Here is a 21234-nt window from a genome sequence, read left to right as displayed (position 1 = left end):
CGATGCTAACAAGTGAACAATTAAATACATTTAAAATGATATTAACGAAACAAAAGGACGATTTTGAAAGACGTTTAAAGGATCAGGATCATTATGATATTGAAAAAGCACATATTCAAGAATCTGTAGGAGAGCTTTCGAATTATGACAATCATCCTGGTGATGGAGCAACTGAGTTATATGAGCGAGAAAAGGATATTGCTCTTTTAGATCATTTGGAAAAAGGATATGAAGAGACAATTAAAGCATTGGATCGAATTGAAGCAGGAACATATGGTAAATGCGTAACATGTAATAAGGACATTCCAGTTGAACGTCTTGAGGCAGTACCGACAACATTATATTGTAAGGACCATAGTCCAAATCAAGAGGTATCACATCAAAGACCTGTAGAAGAAGAAGTGTTCTATCCGCCTTTTGGAAAATTTGACTTCGATCATAAAAACGAAGCTACATTTTATGACTCTGAAGACTCATGGCAAGATGTAGCTCAATATGGAACTTCTGAATCCCCTTCTGATTTCGTTGAACAAGGAAAGTTATATTATAACCAAATGTATACAGAAGCAGAGGAACCGGTTGGATATGTTGAGGATATAGAAGCCTTCCTTACGTCCGATATAGAAGGAAATTTTTCTGGCGTGGCCAATAATATCGTTCACGAACAGTATGAGAAACAGTTAGATGGATTTACTGAATTTAATAATGATGATCAAGAGGCACAGGAGCTGAATGAGCAAAAAAGATACGATATTGATCCAGATGAAATGTAATTAGTAAAAAGTTGAAAGTTGAAAGTTAGGGGTAGGATAATTATGTCTCTTTTCTACTGTTAGCTTTCTAACTTTCGGCTTTTACTCACCCTCATCCTTATCTAGAGTAAGTTTTTTTCCGCCAACTGAAATATAAGAATAAACTTCAAGATCGTCAATTGTTTTCCTCATACCCAAAATATAAGGTTTAATAATGTCTTTGTAGTCTTCACAAACCCCTTCCTTCTCTAAATGACCATAAACGTACATTTTTTTATCATTTATTAAAAACGATACATATCCAACTGCCGTGTTTTGTTGATCGACAATGTTTAATATTTGCATATTTTCTTTCATAATTTCTGGGGACAAAAATATTTGCATAATAAAAACCCTCCTAAACTACTAAGAATTAACCATTAATTCGTGGACAGAAACAGTAAGTTCGTATAGTATACCCCCTTTTTTTCAATGTATACGCTTACTATCCAAGTCTTTCTCTTTATTCTCTAAAACCTACTTGACTTATAGGAATAGTGAAGCTATCATAAATTTATGGCAAAAAATGTTGGAATTATTATTTCTTATAAAACTAACGTACGCTAAGTTTATATTTCTTTGTGAGGTGGATATCGTTGCAACTTCAGGTAATAAACAGTCCTTTTAATCAGGAGCAGGTAGAGCTTCTTAATCAACTTCTGCCATCGCTAACAGAATCACAAAAAGTTTGGCTAAGTGGTTATTTAGCTGCATCTCAACCAGCATCAGTCAGCAGTACACCTGTACCAACAGTGGCTACTGGTTCTGATCAAGCTGCTGTGCAGCCAATTTCAAAAGAAGTGACAGTACTATACGGTTCACAGTCTGGAAATGCTCAAGGGTTAGCCGTGAATGCTGGTAAGAAGCTAGAGGACAAGGGCTTTCAAGTGACAGTTTCGTCAATGAGTGATTTTAAACCGAATCAATTAAAAAAGGTGAAAAATTTACTTATTGTCGTTAGTACACATGGTGAGGGTACTCCACCCGATAACGCACTTTCTTTCCACGAGTTTCTACACGGAAAACGGGCACCTAAGCTAGATGACCTTCGTTATTCTGTGTTATCCCTAGGAGATAGTTCATATGAATTTTTCTGCCAAACCGGAAAAGATTTCGATAAACGCTTAGGGGAGCTTGGTGGTAAGGAGCTTTACCAACGTGTAGATTGTGATCTTGATTTTGATGAGCCAGCAGCTGAATGGCTCGATGGTGTAATTAGTAGCTTAAGTCAGGTGTCAGGTGGAAATACGGCTTCTGCACAAGTAGCTGTACCTGCACAACAAGCAGTGGATTCCCCGTACTCACGTACAAACCCATATCAAGCAGAAGTATTAGAAAACATTAATTTGAATGGTCGTGGCTCTAATAAAGAAACACGTCACATTGAGTTATCATTAATAGATTCTGGCTTAACCTATGAACCAGGAGATGCTCTCGGTATCATTCCAGAAAATGATCCAGAATTAGTTGAAGAATTGCTTGAACGATTATCTTGGGATAGTGCTGAAAAAGTAACCGTCAATAAGCAAGGAGAAGTGTATACACTTAAAGATGCGTTAACGTCTTATTTTGAGATTACTGTTTTAACAAAACCATTCCTTGAAAAAGTGGCTCAGCTTTCAACTAATGAGGGACTATCTGACCTTGTTTCATCAGGTAATGAAAAAAAGTTAAAAGAGTACATTGAAGGAAGAGATTTACTTGATTTAGTTCGTGACTTCGGTGTGTGGGGCAATTCAGCACAAGAGTTTGTTTCTGTTTTACGTAAAATGCCTCCTCGCCTTTATTCAATCGCCAGTAGTTTACAGGCCAACCCTGACGAAGTACACTTAACAATTGGTGCAGTTCGATATAATGCCAATGAACGTGAAAGAAAAGGGGTTTGTTCTATCCATGTAGCTGAACGATTACAGCTAGGGGATACTGTGCCAGTGTATATTCATCATAATCAAAACTTTAAACTGCCTGCAAATCCTGAAACTCCGGTTATTATGGTTGGACCAGGAACAGGTGTCGCTCCTTTCCGAGCATTCATGCAGGAGCGTGAGGAAATGGGTGCAGAAGGAAAATCATGGATGTTCTTTGGTGATCAGCACTTTGTGACGGACTTCCTTTACCAAACAGAATGGCAAAAGTGGCTAAAAGACGGAGTTCTTACAAGAATGGATGTTGCCTTCTCACGTGATACAGAAGAGAAAGTGTATGTTCAACATCGCATGTATGAAAACAGTAAGGAATTGTTCCAATGGCTTGAAGAAGGTGCAGTTTTCTATGTTTGCGGTGATGAGAAACATATGGCACGTGACGTTCATAACGCACTGCTTGAAATTATTGCAACTGAAGGTAAGATGAGTCGTGAAAAGGCTGAAGAATACCTTAGTGATATGCAACAACAAAAGCGTTACCAACGTGACGTATATTGATTTGGGATGGAAGGGAGATTTTATCAACATGGTGAACAAAACAACTATCAGTGCACCGGCGGGAAAACCGAGTGATGTTGAACGTATCAAAGAAGAAAGTGACTTTTTGCGTGGCACATTAAAGGAAGTTATGCTAGATCGATTAAGTGCGGGTATACCAGATGATGACAATCGTTTAATGAAGCATCATGGCAGCTATTTACAGGATGACCGTGATCTTCGTAATGAACGTCAAAAACAAAAGCTTGAACCAGCTTATCAATTCATGTTACGTGTTCGTATGCCTGGTGGTGTTTCAAAGCCGGAACAATGGCTTGTCATGGATGAACTAGCAGATAAATACGGGAATGGTACGTTAAAACTAACAACTCGTGAAACATTCCAAATGCACGGAATCTTAAAATGGAACATGAAAAGCACTATTCAGGCGATCCATAATTCAATGCTAGATACGATCGCAGCATGTGGTGATGTAAACCGTAATGTAATGTGTACGTCAAACCCATATCAGTCAGAAGTTCATACTGAAGTCTACGAATGGTCGAAAAAGTTAAGTGATGATTTACTGCCGCGTACAAGAGCGTATCATGAAATTTGGCTTGATGAAGAAAAAGTAGCCGGTACACCTGACGTTGAGGAAGTTGAACCGATGTATGGACCGCTTTATTTACCGCGAAAATTTAAGATTGGTATTGCCGTTCCACCGTCAAATGATATTGACGTCTTCTCGCAAGACCTGGGATTTATCGCGATTGTTGAAGATGATAAGCTTGTTGGCTTCAATGTAACTATTGGCGGGGGTATGGGGATGTCTCATGGAGATAAAGAGACCTATCCTCAACTTGGTAAAGTGATTGGCTTTATTACACCGGAGCAAATGTATGATGTCGCTGAAAAAGTGATTACAATTCAACGTGACTATGGTAACCGTTCAGAGCGTAAAAATGCACGCTTTAAATATACAGTTGACCGCCTTGGCCTTGAAACAGTAGTAGAAGAACTTCAAAACCGACTCGGTTGGAGTCTTGCTGAAGCAAAGCCGTTTCACTTTGATAGTAATGGAGATCGCTACGGCTGGGTCAAAGGGGTCAAAGGAAGATGGCATTTTACAATGTTTATCGAAGGCGGCCGTGTTGCTGACTTTGATAATTTTAAGCTGAAAACAGCATTGCGTGAAATTGCCAAAGTTCATACTGGAGATTTTCGTTTAACATCGAACCAAAACCTGATTATTGGGAATGTCACTACTCAGAAAAAGAAACAGATCAGTGAGCTGATTGAACAATATGGTTTAACAGATGGTAAGCAATTTTCAGCTCTTCGACGCAGCTCAATTGCTTGTGTTGCTCTTCCAACTTGTGGATTGGCAATGGCGGAAGCAGAACGTTATTTACCAAAACTTATTGATAAGATTGATGAAATCATCGATGAAAATGGCTTGCAGGAAAAAGAAATCACAATCCGTATGACTGGATGTCCAAACGGATGTGCAAGACATGCGCTTGGGGAAATTGCCTTTATCGGTAAGTCACCTGGAAAATACAATATGTATCTTGGTGCTGCTTTTGATGGCAGCCGTCTAAGTAAAATTTACCGTGAAAACATCGGTGAAGAAGAAATTTTAAGTGAATTACGTGTACTTCTTTCCCGTTATGCGAAAGAACGAATTGATGGAGAGCACTTTGGTGACTTTGTCGTCCGCGCTGGAATTGTTAAAGCCGTAACAGACGGTACAAATTTTCACGATTAATTCATTAAGTAGAGGCAGGATATATTCCTGTCTCTTTTTGCTATAGCACATTACTATAAAGATATAGGCAATCAATTTTATGAGAGAGGCGGTTGGTAAATAATGGATCGACATGATAAGGTAAGTACCGGATTAAAAGGTTTTGATCAGGCAATAGATATGCTTCGACTTGGAGATAATGTTGTCTGGCAAGTAGACTCAGTTTCACATTATAAAAAAATGGTAAATCCTTACGTTGTGCAAGCGAGACTTGATCAAAGAAAATTGGTCTATGTCCGCTTCGGAAATCACGAGCCGCTTTTTAATGAGGATTCTAATATTACCATTTATCATGTGGACGCAACAAAGGGATTTGAAAGCTTTGCAACTACAGTACATAGCTTAATCGAGCAAGAAGGAAGAAAGGCTTTCTATATATTTGATTGTTTAACCGAGTTATTACAATATTGGCATTCTGATTTGATGATTGGGAACTTTTTTAAAGTATCATGTCCTTTTCTATATGAACTTGATACAATTGCTTATTTTGCGATCATTCGTAATGCTCATACGTATAGTACAATAGCGACAATAAGAGAGACCACTCAGTTATTACTCGATTTATATGAAGTAGAGAACAAATGCTATATTCATCCATTAAAGGCTTCAGGGCGCTATTCACCAACGATGTTTTTCCCGCATCTGATCGATGGACAAGAGGCGATTTGCATAAGTGCAAGTGCTGAGGCTGCTCAGTTATTTTCATCGATTTATCGCGGTGAGGAACGGTTGGATTATTGGAATATTGTGTTTAATGAAGCAAAAGAATTACTTAATGAGAGCATTGAACAGCAAGAAAAGGTGAAACGTCATTTAATGTCCTTGCTTATCGGCAATGAATCAAAAATGTTTGAGCTTTGCGACCGTTATTTTACTTTACAAGATATCTTAATGATTGCTTCAAGAGAAGTGGGGACAGGATTTATCGGTGGAAAAAGTGTCGGGATGCTTCTTGCTAGAAAAATAATTGAAAAGGATGCAAATGAATACTTTACTCCATTTTTAGAGCCGCATGATTCCTTTTATTTAGGGTCTGATGTGTTTTACACGTATATTGTCCAAAATGGATGGTGGAAACTGCGGGTGAAACAAAAGACAAAAGAGGGATATTTTACTTATGCCCCTGAGCTGCAAGAGAAAATGCTTCGAGGAAGGTTCCCGGAGAATATTAAAGAACAATTTATGCAAATATTGGAGTACTTTGGTCAATCACCAATTATTGTTCGTTCAAGTTCATTACTTGAAGATAATTTCGGCAATGCCTTTGCGGGGAAATATGAAAGTGTGTTTTGTGTTAATCAAGGTACGCCTGAGGAACGATATGAGGCGTTCGAACAGGCGATTCGGACTGTTTATGCAAGTACGATGAATGAGGATGCCCTAACATATCGGATGAATCGAGGGCTGTTTGAGAAAGACGAACAAATGGCAATATTAATTCAGCGGGTGTCGGGCGATCATTATCAAGATCAATTCTTCCCTCATATTGCAGGTGTTGGAAACTCCTCAAATCTCTATGTATGGGATAAAAAGATCGATATGGATGCAGGTATGCTTCGATTAGTATTTGGACTCGGGACAAGAGCGGTAGATAGAACAGTTGAGGATTACGCAAGGATTGTTACTCTTGATGATCCGCTGCGAAAGCCACTTTTCAGTATCGATGATGAAAAACAATTTTCACAGCACTATGTAGATATTCTTTCGACAAATGAAAATATGCTAACAAGTAAAAGGTTGGATGAAGTATTTTCCACTGATTTGAAAGTGGAAAAGAATCTTTTTGCGAGAATAGATTATGAAACAGCCGATCGTCTACGTGAACTTGGGTATAAAAATGCACACATGCCTTATATATTAGACTTTCAACAACTATTGAAAAATACCGAGTTTCCAACAGTGATGAGAGAAATATTGGCACTTCTTTCAAACGTATATGAGTACCCTGTTGACATTGAATTTACGGCAAATTTTTCGAGTGCGGGGCAATTTAAAATTAATCTGCTGCAGTGTCGTCCTTTGCAAACGAGAGGGTTAGGGAAACCTGTAGCGATTCCCAAATTAACGAATAAAGACGAATGTTTTTTTGCAACAAAAGGAAACTTTATGGGGGGGAACGTCCGTCTGCCGATTGATTATGTTATTTTTGTTTCGGCGAAAGACTATCTAAAGCGTAATGAACAAGGAAAATACGCAATAGCAAGGCAAATTGGGAAGATTAATACAGCGTTAAAAGGAGAAAACGTTATGCTGATCGGACCGGGAAGATGGGGAACAACAACCCCGTCATTAGGTGTTCCGGTCCATTTTACAGAAATATCAAATATGATGGTTATTTGTGAAGTTGCTTCCGATGAGGAAGGCTTTATGCCAGAATTATCATACGGCAGCCACTTTTTTCAGGATCTTGTTGAAACGGGAATCTTTTATGTGGCAATTTTTGATGGACAGAAGGATGTAATCTATCATCCAAAGCCAATTTTAGAAAAAGAGAACTTACTGCCAAGCTTATTACCAGAAAGCAGCCAATACTCAGATGTGATTCACATTGTAAAAACAGGTGGATTAGAAGTATTTTCAGATATTGTCACTCAAAAGCTTATATGCAAATAAATACGTACAAATTAGTTTGATCTATCCTTAGTTATTTTACGGTTGGGAAAAAGCCTTAACATTTTCATAGTTTCTCCATACTTTTATTTTAAAATGAAGAAGAAAATAATATGATATATTCAAATAGATTTAATTGGTTAGAGACAATGTGTAAGAGTGGAGGAGACTGTGATGGAGAAGAGGATCTTAATCGTTGATGATGAGATCGAAATGAGAAATTTATTGTCAATTTGCTTAAAGCCCCATGGTTATTTTGTTGACGAGGCTGCATCCGGATTTGAAGCACTGCAAAAGGTTATGGATCACCCATATGATATCGTTATCCTAGATATTATGATGCCTACTGTCGATGGATTTGAAGTACTTAAAAAAATTAGAGAAGCGATCAATCACGAATTGCCGGTTATTTTATTAACAGCATTAGGTGATTCTGATCATGTAGTTGAAGGCCTTCAAACAGGTGCAGATGATTATATTGTAAAACCTTTTGAACCTCGTGAGCTGGTTGCCCGGATCGAATCTGTCCTGCGGCGTTCAAAGCGAGGGGAAGTGCAAAATAAAGATGAGTTCATTCTACATCAATTACGTTTTGACATAGAAAAAATGAAAGTAAGTTACGAAGGGAAAACGATTCCGCTCACAAAAAAGGAATTTCAATTGTTAACACGATTAGCTACGAATCCAGGACGGGTCTTTAGCCGCGAACATTTATTAGAATTAGAATGGGATGACTATTATGAAGGTGACACAAGAACTGTTGATGCCCATATTAAAAATGTGAGAGAAAAATTGAAGCAAGCAGGTTATCAAAAAACAATAATTGAAACCGTTTGGGGAGTAGGTTATCAAATCTTGGAAGAGGCGAAATAACTAAAGTTACTTCGTCTTTTTACTTTAGCATAGTTAAGGGGGGATGTATTTTTGAAGAAACGTTTATCAACAAATATAACAATTATTATCGTTACTTTATTAATTCTTGTGATCGGGACAATGATTTTTGTATCTTATACGATCTCGAAAACATTTTATAAAGATAACTTAACAGAAGATGTGATTCACCGTATTACTGCTCACTCACAAGTGATTGAAGAAAACTTTAATTTAGATACGGTTCATCATGTTATCTTAATGGAACAAAAAGATGACGTGCATTTAATTCTGTTTGATACGGATTTTTATACTGTTGTTAAATCGAATTTAATTCATGATGAATGGATTGACATTTATAAGGAATGGGTAATCGAGGAAAGCCAAGAGTTAACGGAATTTCCGATTATTGATTACTTTAATACAGGAATTGACTTTCATATTCCACATATTTGGGCACTACAACCTATTGTTGTAGACGATGAAATTACTGGGTATTTATTTATTGACCAAGATACAGGGAAATTCGAACAAACAAAAATTAAGTTATTAATGTTGTTAATAATCATGGGTATTATTACTTTTTTCATTGGGCTATTAATGACAATCTATTTAACGAGAAAAATTTCTAGGCCACTAACTGAAATGGGAAGGGTGACAAACCAAATTGCGAAAGGCGATTTTGATAATACACCAAGCATTGTTGGGGATGATGAAGTCGGACAATTGGCAAAAGATATTACATCAATGGCGAAACAACTCAAAGAGTACCGGGATTCAAGACAGCAATTTATTTCTCATATTTCCCATGACCTCAGAACACCAATCACGTATATTAAGGGCTACTCTGCGATTATGAAGGACGCTGATCAGGTTGATGCAACAGATTGGCGTAGAAATATTGAAGTCATTTATAACGAAGCAAAGAGAATGGAGCATTTAGTAAGCGATCTTTTTCAGTTAACGAAATTAGAAGAGGGACGTATAAAAATGGATTTGGAGCAAACGAAAGCCGTTCCGTGGTTACAAGCAATTGTAGAGAGCAGGCAGTTAATGTTTGACCAAAATTCATTAAGCTATGAAATCATTGCTGATGAAAGAATAGAGTTTACAATTGACCAGCACCGCCTTGGTCAAGCAGTGATTAATTTATTGGAAAATAGTATTCGTTATACTGAAAAAGGTGGAAACATTACGATAAAGATCGAGGATGGACGGGAGAACTATGTTATTGAAATCACTGATACGGGGAAAGGCATTCCTCATGAAGATCTACCATATATATGGGATCGCTTCTATCGGGTTGATAAATCTCGTTCAAGCAAAAGCGGTGGAAGTGGACTGGGACTAGCCATTGTAAAGCAAGTGGTTGAGCTACATGGTGGAGAAGTAAAAGTAGAGAGTGTGGAAGGGAAAGGTACAACGTTCTATATTACTCTCCCTAAAGAAAAATGATATTTTATACTAAAAATAGTATGACTTTTCCCCGGTTCATAGTTTTTTTACAATTGTATTCTACAATTGGATTTGAAAGGGGAGAACAATAAATGATAAAACTGAAAAAGTGGATTGTATTATTTTTAGTTACTATGATAGTTAGTTTCTTAGCAGCTTGTGGGGGAGCACAAGAAGAGGCGGATTCAGCAGAGCCAGAGGTAGAAGGTGAAGAAATTTCATCAGAGGAACCTACAGTCGAGGAAGAAGATCTAGAAGTATCTGAAGAAGAATACATTGTTGCTGTTGCGAATGAGAATGATGAAACATTATCAGTGATTTATTATCCTGAAGGTCGTCAAGAAGTCGTTCTGTTAGATGGAGAAGCACATAATGTAGAAGTTAACAAAGAAACAAACCTTGTTTGGTTAACAATTAACCCACCGCATGGTCACCGTGAAGAAGAGAGCCATGGACATGGTGATGAGCAAACGAGCGATGCTCATGGGCATGGAGATGAACAAGGTCCAACTATTGTTGCTTATGATCTAAATACACTTGAAAAAGTTGAAGAGTATCCAGTTGGAGACCATCCTGCACACGTTTCAATTACTCAAGATGGTAACATCGTCATAGGTTCTAACTCCGGTGATAACACGGTGACAATTATCGAACGCGCGACTGGTGAAATAACAAGAATTGTAGTGGGACAATATCCGCATGGTTTACGTATTTCACCTGATCAACAATACGTATATGTTGCCAATATGAATAGCGCAGATGTTAGTATCATTGATCTTAAAACAAAGGAAGAAATTAACCGTATTCCAGTAGGTGAAGGTGCAGTGCAAACAGGGTTTTCACATGATGGAAAGTATGCATTTGCTGGTTTACATGCTGACAATCAATTAGCGATTATTGATACTGAAGTTCAAGAAGTAATTGAGAAAGTTGATGTTGGGGTTGGTCCAGTCCAAATGTATGCTAGCTATGATAACAAATATGTTGTCGTTGCAAATCAGGGAAGTGAAGAAAACCCGTCTAATACAGTTACTGTGATTAGTCTAGAAGACTTCCAAGAAGTAAAAGAAGTAACGGTAGGATTTGGAGCACATGGTATTGTTATTTCAGATGACAGCCGCTATGCATTCATTACAAACATGTTTGAAGAGACAATTTCTGTTGTTGATTTAGAAACATTAGAGGAAGTAGAGAAAATTGAAGTTGGCGAGTATCCAAACGGAATTTCGATCAATTAAAAAAGGATAAACCTAGGCATTAGTTTAAAACCAGTGCCTAGGTTTTTTTGTAGCTGTTATCGAAATACAAAGTAGAAAATGATTATGAATAAAAAAGACTATTTTTATACAAATTTTCTTTACAGATCATTCACACATTAATTTAAATCCTCCTATAAAATGCAAATTTTACAGCACCTGGTGATGTCCCCCATGGACACAATGATGAGAAAGAAGATGACTTACATGGAGAGATTGATCATGATGATATAGAAGGGAGTCATGATGAAGATATTGAACATATTGAACATACAGTTAACATTGAAAGTCTACATAAGGATCAACATTTAGGACATGACGACAAACATGAGGATGAGCATGAAGACGATCATGAAGACGACCATGGAAACCTACACGAAGCCGGTCACAGTGACTCACATGGAGATGAGGGTCATAGCTATGAAGAAACTCCTCCAAACTATATTGTACTAGGATCCTTTGGTGTGTTAAATGCAGGATTTCAATTGTATGGTGCTTGGCATAAATGGCTAAGAAGGAGGAAGAACTAAGATGGCAAAACCAGAACATAAACTTGATTTAGAACAACCCAAAAAACATAATAATTTACTTACTATCCCTTTAGTTAAGAAATTTATACAAAGTCGTTGGTATCCAGGAATTTTTCAATGGATGGGAATGGGCGTATTTGCAGTTATCGTATTTCAATTAGTCATAGGTACTGTTGATCCACATAACAACTTTGGGATTTCCATGACGTGGGTGTTATGGTGGCCTATGATTCCGATTATTTTTATTGCATTAGGGAGATTCTGGTGTGCTGTTTGTCCATTTGGTAAAACAAGTGATATTGTTCGTAAGCTAGTAGGAAAAGAGAGACCAATGCCAAAGTTTTTAAAGAAATATGGGATTTGGCTAATTGACTTATCTTTTATTTTAATTACGTGGGGCGATCATATATGGGGAGTAGTAGAATCTCCAAGAGGTTCGGGGTATTTATTACTAGGTTTATTTACAATGGTGGTAATTACATCCGTTTTTTATGAAAGACGAACATTTTGTAAAACATTATGTTTCTTAGGAGGATTAGCAGGGAACTATTCACGGGCAGGAATGTTGGAGTTAAGAGGAACACCAGATATTTGCCGAACTTGTAAAACACAAGAATGCTTTAAAGGAAACGAAAAAACAGAGGGCTGTCCAATGTTTCAATTTGTTCGAACAATGGATACAAGTGCTGACTGTAACCTTTGTGGTAACTGTGTAAAAACTTGTCCAAATGATTCGATTCGAATTTCAGTAAGAAAACCGACAAAAGAATTATGGTTTATCAAAAATCCGCGTCTTGAGCATGCGTTTTTAGCCATGGTCATCATGGGAATCGTATTTGTTCAAAACATGACGATGCTTGAATTTTGGGAAAACGTTTTAGCAGGTATTGGTGCTGTAACAGGGACAAGTCTTTATGTTGTAAACTTTACAATTGCCTTTATTATCGCGATGATTATTCCAATCATGTTGATGTGGATCACTGCAAAAGTGACGGTTTCTGTGGATACTAGTTCTTCATTACGAGATAATTTTATTCGTTACGGATATGCAATTATTCCACTGGATTTAGCAGGTCATATTGGTCACAACCTGTTCCATTTGCTAACGGAAGGAAAGGCTGTTTGGTTTAATACTGTTGCTCTTTTTGGGATTGAAATGACTGGAGATATTGCAATTACATCTGATGAATCAGTAAGGATTGGACAATATGTTATTATTGGATTAGGTTTAATCGGTTCATTGTATTCTGTTTATCGTATTGGGCATAAGAAGCCCGCTAGTAAGTTATGGCCGTTCTACTTTATTATGATTCTATTTGCAGTACTAAACTTTATCCTTTTTTCGCTTCCAATGGATCACCGAGTTCACTAAATATGACTTAAGAGAATCGAGGGATACGCGATTCTCTTTTTTGATTAAATCCTATTTATGGAAAATTAGATTTAACTAAATTTCTTTCAAAATAGTAATTTATATTTTTTAACAAACTTTCTTCATAGTTTTTTTACACTTCTTGCTTATTATATCTATGAACGTAATTAATAAGGAGAAGGTGATTGTATTGATAGCAAGATTAACGGTTGGAATTTCAGCATTGTTCTTAGTGTTTTTATTAATCGGCTGTAATGCAGAGCAAAACGCTGAGATAGCGGAAGACGGTAATAGTGAAGAGGCTATTATTGAGGAACAGAATAATGAAAGTAATGATGCTGCTGATGAAATAAAAATTATGAAAATTGAAGCGGTCGAAGAACATTGGATGTATAACGATGATTTAATGAGTATGGCTTGGACTTATAATGGCAAAGTCCCTGGTGAAGAAATTCGAGTTCGGGAAGGGGAGAATGTTGAAATTCATTTTAAAAACTCACTCCCATTTCCAACGGCACTGCATCTTCATGGCTTACCTATAACAAATGAGATGGATGGCGTACCAGGAATTACTCAGAATACAGTTTTGCCAGGTGAAGAATTTATATATTCTTTCAAGGCTGATACACCAGGAACGTATTGGTATCATTCTCATGAAAATAGTGCCCAGCAATTATTTAAAGGATTATATGGTGCAATCATTGTCGAGCCAAGTGATCAAGAAGAATTTAACCTTGATCAAATGGTGATCATTAATGAGTGGTCAACAATGGAATCAGAAATTGTTGGTAACATGTCTGAAATGGACCACGGTGCCATGAATCAAGACATGACTCATGGTCATGGGGGCCATGGTGATACATCAGCCCAAATGGCTGGGGAATCTCATAACGAAATGATGAATGAGATGTATGATACGTTAATTATTAATGGAAAAGCAGATCCTGCTTTTGACATCATTAATGTAAAAGAAGGAGACAAAGCAAAACTACGATTTTTAAATGCTGGATTATATACTCAAGTGATCTCTATACCTGAGCACTCATTTAAAGTGACGCATTATGATGGTCAACCTGTAAACGAACCTGAGTTAATAAAAAATAAAGCGCTACGAATTGCCCCAGGAGAGCGTTATGATGTAGAACTTACACTTGATAATCCAGGTGCATGGGGGATTCATGTTTTTGCAGAAGAGAATCGTGATAAGTTAAATGGATTAATCCCTGTTGTTTACGAAGGGTTTGAATCAGAATCACTCGTAAGTTCAGATGACATCGTAGATTATTTCGATTTTACATCTTATGGTACTTCAATAGCACATTCACTAGATGGAAGTGAGATTACAAAAGAATATGATATGATTCTAGATTCAAATGACGGTGGAGAGACTTTTACGATTAACGGGAAGAAATCACCTGAGCACGAAGTTTATCATGTTGAATCGGGAGATATTGTTAAAATGACAATCACAAATAATAGTGATGTTGATCATCCAATGCATTCTCATGGTCACCTTTTCTCAGTCATTTCTAAAGACGGTCAACCGATTGAAGGTTCACCAATTATAAAAGATACTTTAAACGTCAGACCAAATGAAACATATGAAATTGTTTTTGTTGCTGATAATGAAGGTAATTGGGTATTCCATTGTCATGAACTTCATCATGCAAGTAGCGGAATGATCTCAGAAATTAAATATGAGGGTTTTGAACCTAATTTTTAACTACTAAATAACAATCGCCGAAAGCTATTCTTTCGGCGATTTTATTTACCCAATATAAGTTTATTTGATAGTAGGCTAGCAGTTGTAAATTTAGTGGAAGTAACTTAATACACTAATTTTAAGAACTGTGTTCACCCCCTATTAGTTGCAACTAATGAAATTCCCCCCATAAAGTCTCCTATTCTTACTAAGTATAAAATACCAGCTTGATTCTATAGAGGATTTGCTATTTAATATACAATGTAGATTTCGTACAAGAAGTTAAATAATACGATACAAAGAGACAAAAGAAATGGGATGTGTTACGGTTGTGTATTGGAAGAAAAACACTTGTGATTCTTTTAATTGGAATACTTTGTATAATGATCACAGGCTGTAATAAGGAAACGAAGGAAGAAAATCTTTTAAAAGATGTAGAGAAGCTAGACGGCATCAATACAGAGTATGAAGAAATACAACCTTCTATAGAAGGAACGACAAAAGTAGATCCTGAGGGGAGGCAAATTGTTACTAATTTATCTGATATTCTAATATTGGTAAATAAGGATAGGCAGTTACCATATGACTATGAACCGGAGGATTTAATAGAACCGGAAGTTCCTTTTTCTTTTGAGGGAAATATTTCCAAAAGATTAATGCGAGAGGAAGCAGCACATGCATTAGAAGAGCTATTTTTGGAAGCTGATAAAGAAGATGTCGAAATATTCGCAGTGTCAGGATATAGATCGTATGAACGGCAGGAAGCTGTTTTTGCTTATTATGTGAATCAGAAAGGTGAGCATGAAGCCAGGAAAGTTAGTGCATATCCTGGGCAAAGTGAGCATCAAACAGGACTCGCAATGGATATTACCAGTCGTAGTGTTAACTTGAAGATTACCGAGGAATTTGGTGAAACGAGTGAAGGAATGTGGTTAATGGAAAATGCCCATAATTTTGGTTTTATTATTCGTTATCCGAAAGATAAAACAGAGATCACCGGATATTCCTATGAACCCTGGCATATACGTTATGTTGGTAAAACAGCAGCTCTGGAGATTTTTGAGCGAAAGATAACATTGGAAGAGTATTTTCTGCAGTAGCGTTGTTGAAAAATAAGCAATAAAATCCTAGCGGTATTCGTTACCTATTACAAATATTGAAAATGTAATGAAAAATGACTGTTAAATTGGATATCGATTTAACAGTCATTTTTTTATTGATATATCGGTATTTGTACTTATTATTTCTTTAAATTTGCATGGTAATTTGTTGTCAAAATTGTAAGGTACATTGGCTGGCATATGGTGACATTTTAACCTACATATTTATGTGTTAAATTGTTCGGTAATATAAAAAGACATTCCTAAAGGAGGATGTCTTTTACTAATTACTTACATTAACCGTTTAATTTCTCATTTTCAATAACATCCTTTACTACATCTTCAATGGTCACATTTTCGAGAACCTTTTCCAATGCATGTTGAGCACTGAAAAAGAGTGGTTCAATTGTATTTTGAATATTCCTTCCGACGGTACAATCAGGGTTCGGATTTTCGTGAATACTAAAAAGTTCTTTTTCCTTGACAACATTTACCGCTTTATAAACATCAAGCAATGTAATATCCGATAAATCCTTTGCGAGTTCTGCTCCTGCAATACCAGGTTGCACCATTATTAATCCTGCCTTTTTTAACATACCCATAATTTTTCTAATGACGGCAGGGTTTGTGTTAACACTTCCTGCTATAAATTCAGATGTACTTACTCCATCTTTATTTAATTCAATCACAGTTAATATATGAATGCCAACGGAAAATCTACTGCTGATGGACACCTTCAGTCACCTTCCTTATATTTTTTTGAGAAAATAAATTAATATGATCATTATGTAATTCATTCGATTACAAGTCTATTATAACTAAAACGTTATTCATAATAAAAAATGATTTTTAAATTGTTGACATCCAACTAAATTGTAACTAAAATGATTACATGTAATCGTATTGATTACAACTGATTTTATCATTACAGGGGGACTATAAAATGAAAATTGGAATTGTTGGTGCAAGCGGGAAAGCAGGTAGACTTATTTTGAAGGAAGCAGTTAGCCGTGGACATCAAGTTACTGCTATCGTTAGGGATAAGTCAAAAATAAAAGACACGAATGTTGCGGTGATCGAAAAAAATATATTAGATCTTACACAAGATGATGTTAAGCAGTTTGAAATAGTTGTAAATGCTTTCGGTGCTCCTCTTGGTGAGGAACAAGCACATGTGGATGCTGGACATGCATTAATTGAGGCTTTAAAAGGAACTAATGGAAGAGGGATCATCGTCGGTGGTGCTGGAAGTCTTTATGTCGATGAAAATAAAACGGTTCAGCTAATTGATACACCTGAATTTCCGGATTTTGTAAAGCCAACAGCAAAAGGTCAAGCGAGAAATTTGCAAGAATTACAAACAACAACTGACATAAAATGGACATTTATCAGTCCTTCTGCCGTATTTGATGCGGAAGGAAAAAGAACTGGAGAGTATAAGTCAGGAAAGGATCACCTTCTTGTAAATTCAAAAGGTGAAAGCTATATCAGTTATGAGGATTACGCAATTGCAGTTTTAGATGAAATTGAAAATCCACAGCATATAAACGAACGTTTTACTGTCGTTGGCGAAGCAGAGTAATTAGTGACGTATAATACAGTACTAGGTTTAGCGATAAAAAACGGAACCCGTTAATAAAATCCCCACTTATTTTTTAATATGTGGGGATTTTACTCTAGGATTAAATTTTTATTCATTTCAATTACTTTATTTATGTGTACTATTATATAAATGAGAAGAATGATCGATATCCGCTCTAGGAATGGGATATTGATATTGATTAGATAAAATGAAGAATAGGATAACGACCAGAAAAAGTGGAAGTTGTTTTGCAAAAAAGAACTTCCTCCAGCCTTTTTCTTTGATGATAATATCGTGTTGGATCAGTAAAAATAAAAGAAAAAGAATACCTGAAGAGAAAACGGCGAAAACATTAATAACAGTATTTATTGTGTCATTTGGAATCATTACACCTAACATTACTCCCATCATCCCGCCCATAATGCCCGACATAAAGCCATCTATCACAGCAATAATATTAAATTGAATTCCAAAGATAACTCCAGTCATGCCTCCTATTATCATACTAATCACCGTCATCTTAAAAAGTTGATCCGAATACAGTATTCCCAGTACAATTCCGAATGTTAGGCCAATGGTCATCCCTGTTGACATTGCAATCATCATACCAGTCATATAACTAATACGTTTTCTATACAAAAACGTAAAGCTTAGAATCCATAAGATAATAATAAAATAGGTGATTAGCAGACTATATATGGAAGTCATTTCATTCCCCTCCTTATCTATGTTTTATTTTCAACAAAAACAATTATGACATCTTAAGTCAAATTTTCTTCATTGTTTCTCCTTACTTTTTTTCTATAATAACGATTAAGGAGGGGAAGGTTATGAAAAATAAAACAGTAATCATAGGGTTTTCAGTAGTGCTACTCATTGCTGCATTATTTTTTTTCACTTTAAATAAAACGAATACGTTTGATGTGCCGCGATTTTATGTTGCTAATGCTGCTGATGGTACCGTTTCAGCTGTTGACCTATCAGAAAGTGAACCTGTAAAAGCTATGCAGTTTAACTACGAACAACTTTCACATGGAATTGCACAATCTCCAGATCAAGAAACACTCTATATTGGTACGGGATTTGACGGGAAAAGCCTGTTAGCAGTCGATGTAATGACTGAGGAGATTATGAATGAAATTGAATTTGATGAAGGTGTTCATGGAATTGATATCCATCCTTCTGGTCAATACTTGTATATTTCGTTAAATCCAGGATTAGGTAATGACGAAGGTGGAGGAATAGCAGTTGTTGATACTGCATTATTTGAAGTTGTTGCATTTATTGAAACAGATCCCGGTCCGGCCCATATTTCAGTCACTATCGATGGATCACAAGTTTGGGTAGCGAATGTAAATGCGAATACGATCAGTGTTATTGATGCTTACACATTTCAAGTGTTAGCGTCTGTTCCAGTCGGAGAGATCCCAAATGAGGTTGCGGTAAGTCCAACTTTAGATTTTGCATATGTGGCCAATGTTCGCTCAAATACAATTTCAGTGATTGATATGGTTACCTTTGAAGTCGTAGAGGAAATCGAAGCAGGAGAAGGAGTTCATGGTGTTACGGTTTCACCAGATGGCCAAGAAGTATGGACAGCAAATAATCATTCGAATGACGTATCGGTTATTGATAAGGAAACATTTACGGTAACTGATCGAATCGAGACGGGATCTTATGCAAATCACATATCTTTTTCACCTGATGGAAATTGGGCGTTCGTTACACATCGTGAATCAAATGATTTAGCTGTTATTGATCGACAAACTCTTGAAGTTATTGAGATGATTCCTTTAGGTGCAGAACCACATGAAATGACGTTAAAAGAGCTTGTTACATTTAAAGATCTTGAAGTAATCAATGAAAAATGGTCACAAGCCAATCACGATCGTCATTCACTACAGCAAAGTGATTATATTGATGGAATTGAATTTGATATTGAATTACTATCACCTTATAATGCGGAGAATGTAGAAATTGTTGAACAATTAACTGACCTCAATTTATTTGATTACTATGCAGTCCGCTTATCGTTAACAACTCACTCAGGTGACTTAAATTCGATCAATTGGTCTGAGATTACATCATTAACATCGGAAAATGGACTAAAGGCACCCGTTAAGCATTGGATTGTAGAAAATGGTGATTCGCATCACCCAAGTTACTTAGCGGTGTTTGAAAAGACTGTTGATATGAACCCGTTAATGAACAGTAGAAGTGAAAGTTTAACAGTAAAATTTTCACCATTCCTTCAGAACGAAGAAGTAACGATACAGTTAAAAAAATAAATGAATTGTGGTCAACTTAGTGATTGTATATGAAGGAAAAAAAGCTGACAATAAATTAAAATGTTCAATTATTTGTTTTTCTTCATAGTTTCTTAATAAATATAAGTTAATTTATTAGATGAATATAAAGAAGGACACAGGAGGTATCGTTTTGAAAAAAGGTTTATTTTTTATAGGGGCAGCAATGTCTTTGACTTTACTATTATCTGGATGTGGCAATGGTGATTCTGCAAAGGAAGAAGCAGAAACCGAGACAAGTAATGAGCAAGTAATAGTGGAGGATAATGAGGAAAAAGAAACTGTTGATATCGAAACTGATAATGGCAGTCAAGTAATTGCTGCACATGATTTTTATGAACCATTTACTGGTAATATGGATCATATCCATGGCATAGGTTATGCCGGCAACCAAAATGCGATATTTTTTGCTGCACATGACGGTGTAAAGGTGTATGAAAATGGAGAATGGTTTAAAACAAAGGATTTTAACAATGATTATATGGGCTTTACCCCTGTTGACAAAGGTTTTTATACGAGTGGACACCCTGGAGCTGGAGTAAACCTTCCTAATCCATTAGGGTTAAAAAGAAGCTATGATGATGGACAAACATTAGAAGATTTAGCAATGGAAGGGCAAAGTGATTTTCATGCAATGGGTGTAGGTTATTATAACCATGCTATCTACTTACTTAATGAATATCAAAATCCAACATTGGATTTAGGGTTTTTTGTATCAAAAGATGATGGGCAAACGTGGAATGAAATAAGTACAGCTGATTTAGGAGGTCATATTCTAAATATTGCTGTTCATCCAACGAATGAAGATACCGTTGCCTTAACGACAGAAGCAGGAGTTTATTTATCAGAGGATGCGGGAGAGAGCTTTACATTATTAACAACAAATAAACAGGGGATTTCAGTTCATTTTTCTGAAGATACATTATGGTATGGGGCGTATGGAAATGAACCAGAACTTATAAAATATTCACTTGAAAGTGGAAGTGGAGAGGAAATTGCATTGCCGAAAATGAAACAAGATGCAGTCATGTATTTTGCGCAAAACCCACAAAATGAAGCAGAGCTTGTTTTTTCAACGATCAATGGGGATGTCTATTTATCAAATAATCAGGGTGAGACATGGCAATTGCTGGTTAAACAAGGTAAGCTTCAGGATTAAAGGTGCAGTTGAAAAGAAAATTTATTTATAAAGTATAGCTCTGGATTTTTGAACAAATATTATAATTGTTCAAATTCAAAGGAGGTGTGCTAGAAAATGGATGCACAACGAGCTCAACAAATTGCGTCTTCACCAAATATGGCTAATGTAATGTACAATGGAAAACAGATTTACATCGAGCATGTAGATCAACAAAGTGGAATGGCAACAATCCATCCGTTAGATAATCCGAATAGTAAACAAAGTATTTCTGTAGACAGCTTACAAGAACAATAAAACTACAGTAGAG

17 protein-coding genes are annotated in these 21234 nt (G+C 36.4%); 14 read left to right on the top strand and 3 right to left on the bottom strand.

Annotated elements, in window-relative coordinates:
• Nucleotides 1-2: 2 nt before the first annotated feature.
• Complete coding sequence (locus tag ACJ2A9_RS03410; protein ID WP_441420192.1) at nucleotides 3-773, top strand: TraR/DksA C4-type zinc finger protein; 771 nt, start codon at nucleotides 3-5, stop codon at nucleotides 771-773.
• Between the two features lie 81 nt (nucleotides 774-854).
• On the opposite strand, the gene ACJ2A9_RS03405 is transcribed toward ACJ2A9_RS03410, so the two are convergent.
• Nucleotides 855-1136, bottom strand: a complete 282-nt coding sequence (locus ACJ2A9_RS03405; protein ID WP_441420191.1) for a hypothetical protein — start codon at nucleotides 1134-1136, stop codon at nucleotides 855-857.
• A gap of 251 nt (nucleotides 1137-1387) precedes the next feature.
• Here ACJ2A9_RS03405 and ACJ2A9_RS03400 point away from each other — a divergent pair, with 251 nt between their 5' ends.
• From ACJ2A9_RS03400 to ACJ2A9_RS03360, 9 genes are all read left to right on the top strand, one after another.
• Nucleotides 1388-3214, top strand: coding sequence for an assimilatory sulfite reductase (NADPH) flavoprotein subunit (locus tag ACJ2A9_RS03400; protein WP_441420190.1), 1827 nt, complete (start codon nucleotides 1388-1390; stop codon nucleotides 3212-3214).
• A gap of 28 nt (nucleotides 3215-3242) precedes the next feature.
• Nucleotides 3243-4964: an assimilatory sulfite reductase (NADPH) hemoprotein subunit gene (cysI, locus tag ACJ2A9_RS03395; RefSeq protein ID WP_441420189.1), complete on the top strand. Its 1722-nt coding sequence runs from the start codon at nucleotides 3243-3245 to the stop codon at nucleotides 4962-4964.
• Between the two features lie 102 nt (nucleotides 4965-5066).
• Nucleotides 5067-7616 (top strand): PEP/pyruvate-binding domain-containing protein, encoded by a 2550-nt coding sequence (locus ACJ2A9_RS03390; RefSeq protein WP_441420188.1) that lies wholly within the window; start codon nucleotides 5067-5069, stop codon nucleotides 7614-7616.
• A 171-nt stretch (nucleotides 7617-7787) separates the two neighbouring features.
• Nucleotides 7788-8486, top strand: coding sequence for a response regulator transcription factor (locus ACJ2A9_RS03385; RefSeq protein ID WP_441420187.1), 699 nt, complete (start codon nucleotides 7788-7790; stop codon nucleotides 8484-8486).
• Between the two features lie 51 nt (nucleotides 8487-8537).
• On the top strand, nucleotides 8538-9938 hold the full coding sequence (locus ACJ2A9_RS03380; RefSeq protein ID WP_441420186.1) for a sensor histidine kinase: 1401 nt from the start codon (nucleotides 8538-8540) through the stop codon (nucleotides 9936-9938).
• A gap of 92 nt (nucleotides 9939-10030) precedes the next feature.
• The gene (locus ACJ2A9_RS03375; RefSeq protein ID WP_441420185.1) at nucleotides 10031-11176 is read left to right on the top strand and encodes a YncE family protein; all 1146 of its coding nucleotides are present in this window, start codon (nucleotides 10031-10033) and stop codon (nucleotides 11174-11176) included.
• Between the two features lie 549 nt (nucleotides 11177-11725).
• Nucleotides 11726-13096, top strand: a complete 1371-nt coding sequence (locus ACJ2A9_RS03370; RefSeq protein ID WP_441420184.1) for a 4Fe-4S binding protein — start codon at nucleotides 11726-11728, stop codon at nucleotides 13094-13096.
• 181 nt (nucleotides 13097-13277) lie between these two features.
• Nucleotides 13278-14819, top strand: coding sequence for a multicopper oxidase family protein (locus ACJ2A9_RS03365; RefSeq protein ID WP_441420183.1), 1542 nt, complete (start codon nucleotides 13278-13280; stop codon nucleotides 14817-14819).
• 308 nt (nucleotides 14820-15127) lie between these two features.
• The gene (locus ACJ2A9_RS03360) at nucleotides 15128-15898 is read left to right on the top strand and encodes a M15 family metallopeptidase (protein WP_441420182.1); all 771 of its coding nucleotides are present in this window, start codon (nucleotides 15128-15130) and stop codon (nucleotides 15896-15898) included.
• A 296-nt stretch (nucleotides 15899-16194) separates the two neighbouring features.
• On the opposite strand, the gene ACJ2A9_RS03355 is transcribed toward ACJ2A9_RS03360, so the two are convergent.
• A complete protein-coding gene (locus ACJ2A9_RS03355) occupies nucleotides 16195-16632 on the bottom strand; it encodes an Rrf2 family transcriptional regulator (RefSeq protein ID WP_441420181.1) in 438 nt (145 codons plus the stop codon).
• A gap of 209 nt (nucleotides 16633-16841) precedes the next feature.
• On the opposite strand from ACJ2A9_RS03355, the gene ACJ2A9_RS03350 reads away from it, so the two are divergent.
• The gene (locus tag ACJ2A9_RS03350; RefSeq protein ID WP_441420180.1) at nucleotides 16842-17480 is read left to right on the top strand and encodes an NAD(P)-dependent oxidoreductase; all 639 of its coding nucleotides are present in this window, start codon (nucleotides 16842-16844) and stop codon (nucleotides 17478-17480) included.
• Between the two features lie 126 nt (nucleotides 17481-17606).
• On the opposite strand, the gene ACJ2A9_RS03345 is transcribed toward ACJ2A9_RS03350, so the two are convergent.
• Nucleotides 17607-18188 (bottom strand): hypothetical protein, encoded by a 582-nt coding sequence (locus ACJ2A9_RS03345; RefSeq protein ID WP_441420179.1) that lies wholly within the window; start codon nucleotides 18186-18188, stop codon nucleotides 17607-17609.
• Between the two features lie 122 nt (nucleotides 18189-18310).
• On the opposite strand from ACJ2A9_RS03345, the gene ACJ2A9_RS03340 reads away from it, so the two are divergent.
• From ACJ2A9_RS03340 to ACJ2A9_RS03330, 3 genes are all read left to right on the top strand, one after another.
• Nucleotides 18311-19768 carry a YncE family protein gene (locus ACJ2A9_RS03340; RefSeq protein WP_441420178.1) on the top strand — a complete coding sequence of 486 codons (1458 nt, stop codon included), beginning with the start codon at nucleotides 18311-18313 and terminating at the stop codon, nucleotides 19766-19768.
• Between the two features lie 151 nt (nucleotides 19769-19919).
• The gene (locus ACJ2A9_RS03335; RefSeq protein ID WP_441420177.1) at nucleotides 19920-20945 is read left to right on the top strand and encodes a F510_1955 family glycosylhydrolase; all 1026 of its coding nucleotides are present in this window, start codon (nucleotides 19920-19922) and stop codon (nucleotides 20943-20945) included.
• A 96-nt stretch (nucleotides 20946-21041) separates the two neighbouring features.
• The gene (locus ACJ2A9_RS03330; protein WP_441420176.1) at nucleotides 21042-21221 is read left to right on the top strand and encodes a small acid-soluble spore protein H; all 180 of its coding nucleotides are present in this window, start codon (nucleotides 21042-21044) and stop codon (nucleotides 21219-21221) included.
• The last annotated feature ends 13 nt before the right edge of the window (nucleotides 21222-21234 follow it).

This window comes from Anaerobacillus sp. MEB173 (assembly GCF_052119505.1).
Taxonomy (GTDB): Bacteria; Bacillota; Bacilli; order Bacillales; family JBJMAU01; genus JBJMAU01.
Note: the sequence above shows the minus strand (reverse complement) of the source record. Positions and strands in the feature narration are given on the sequence as shown.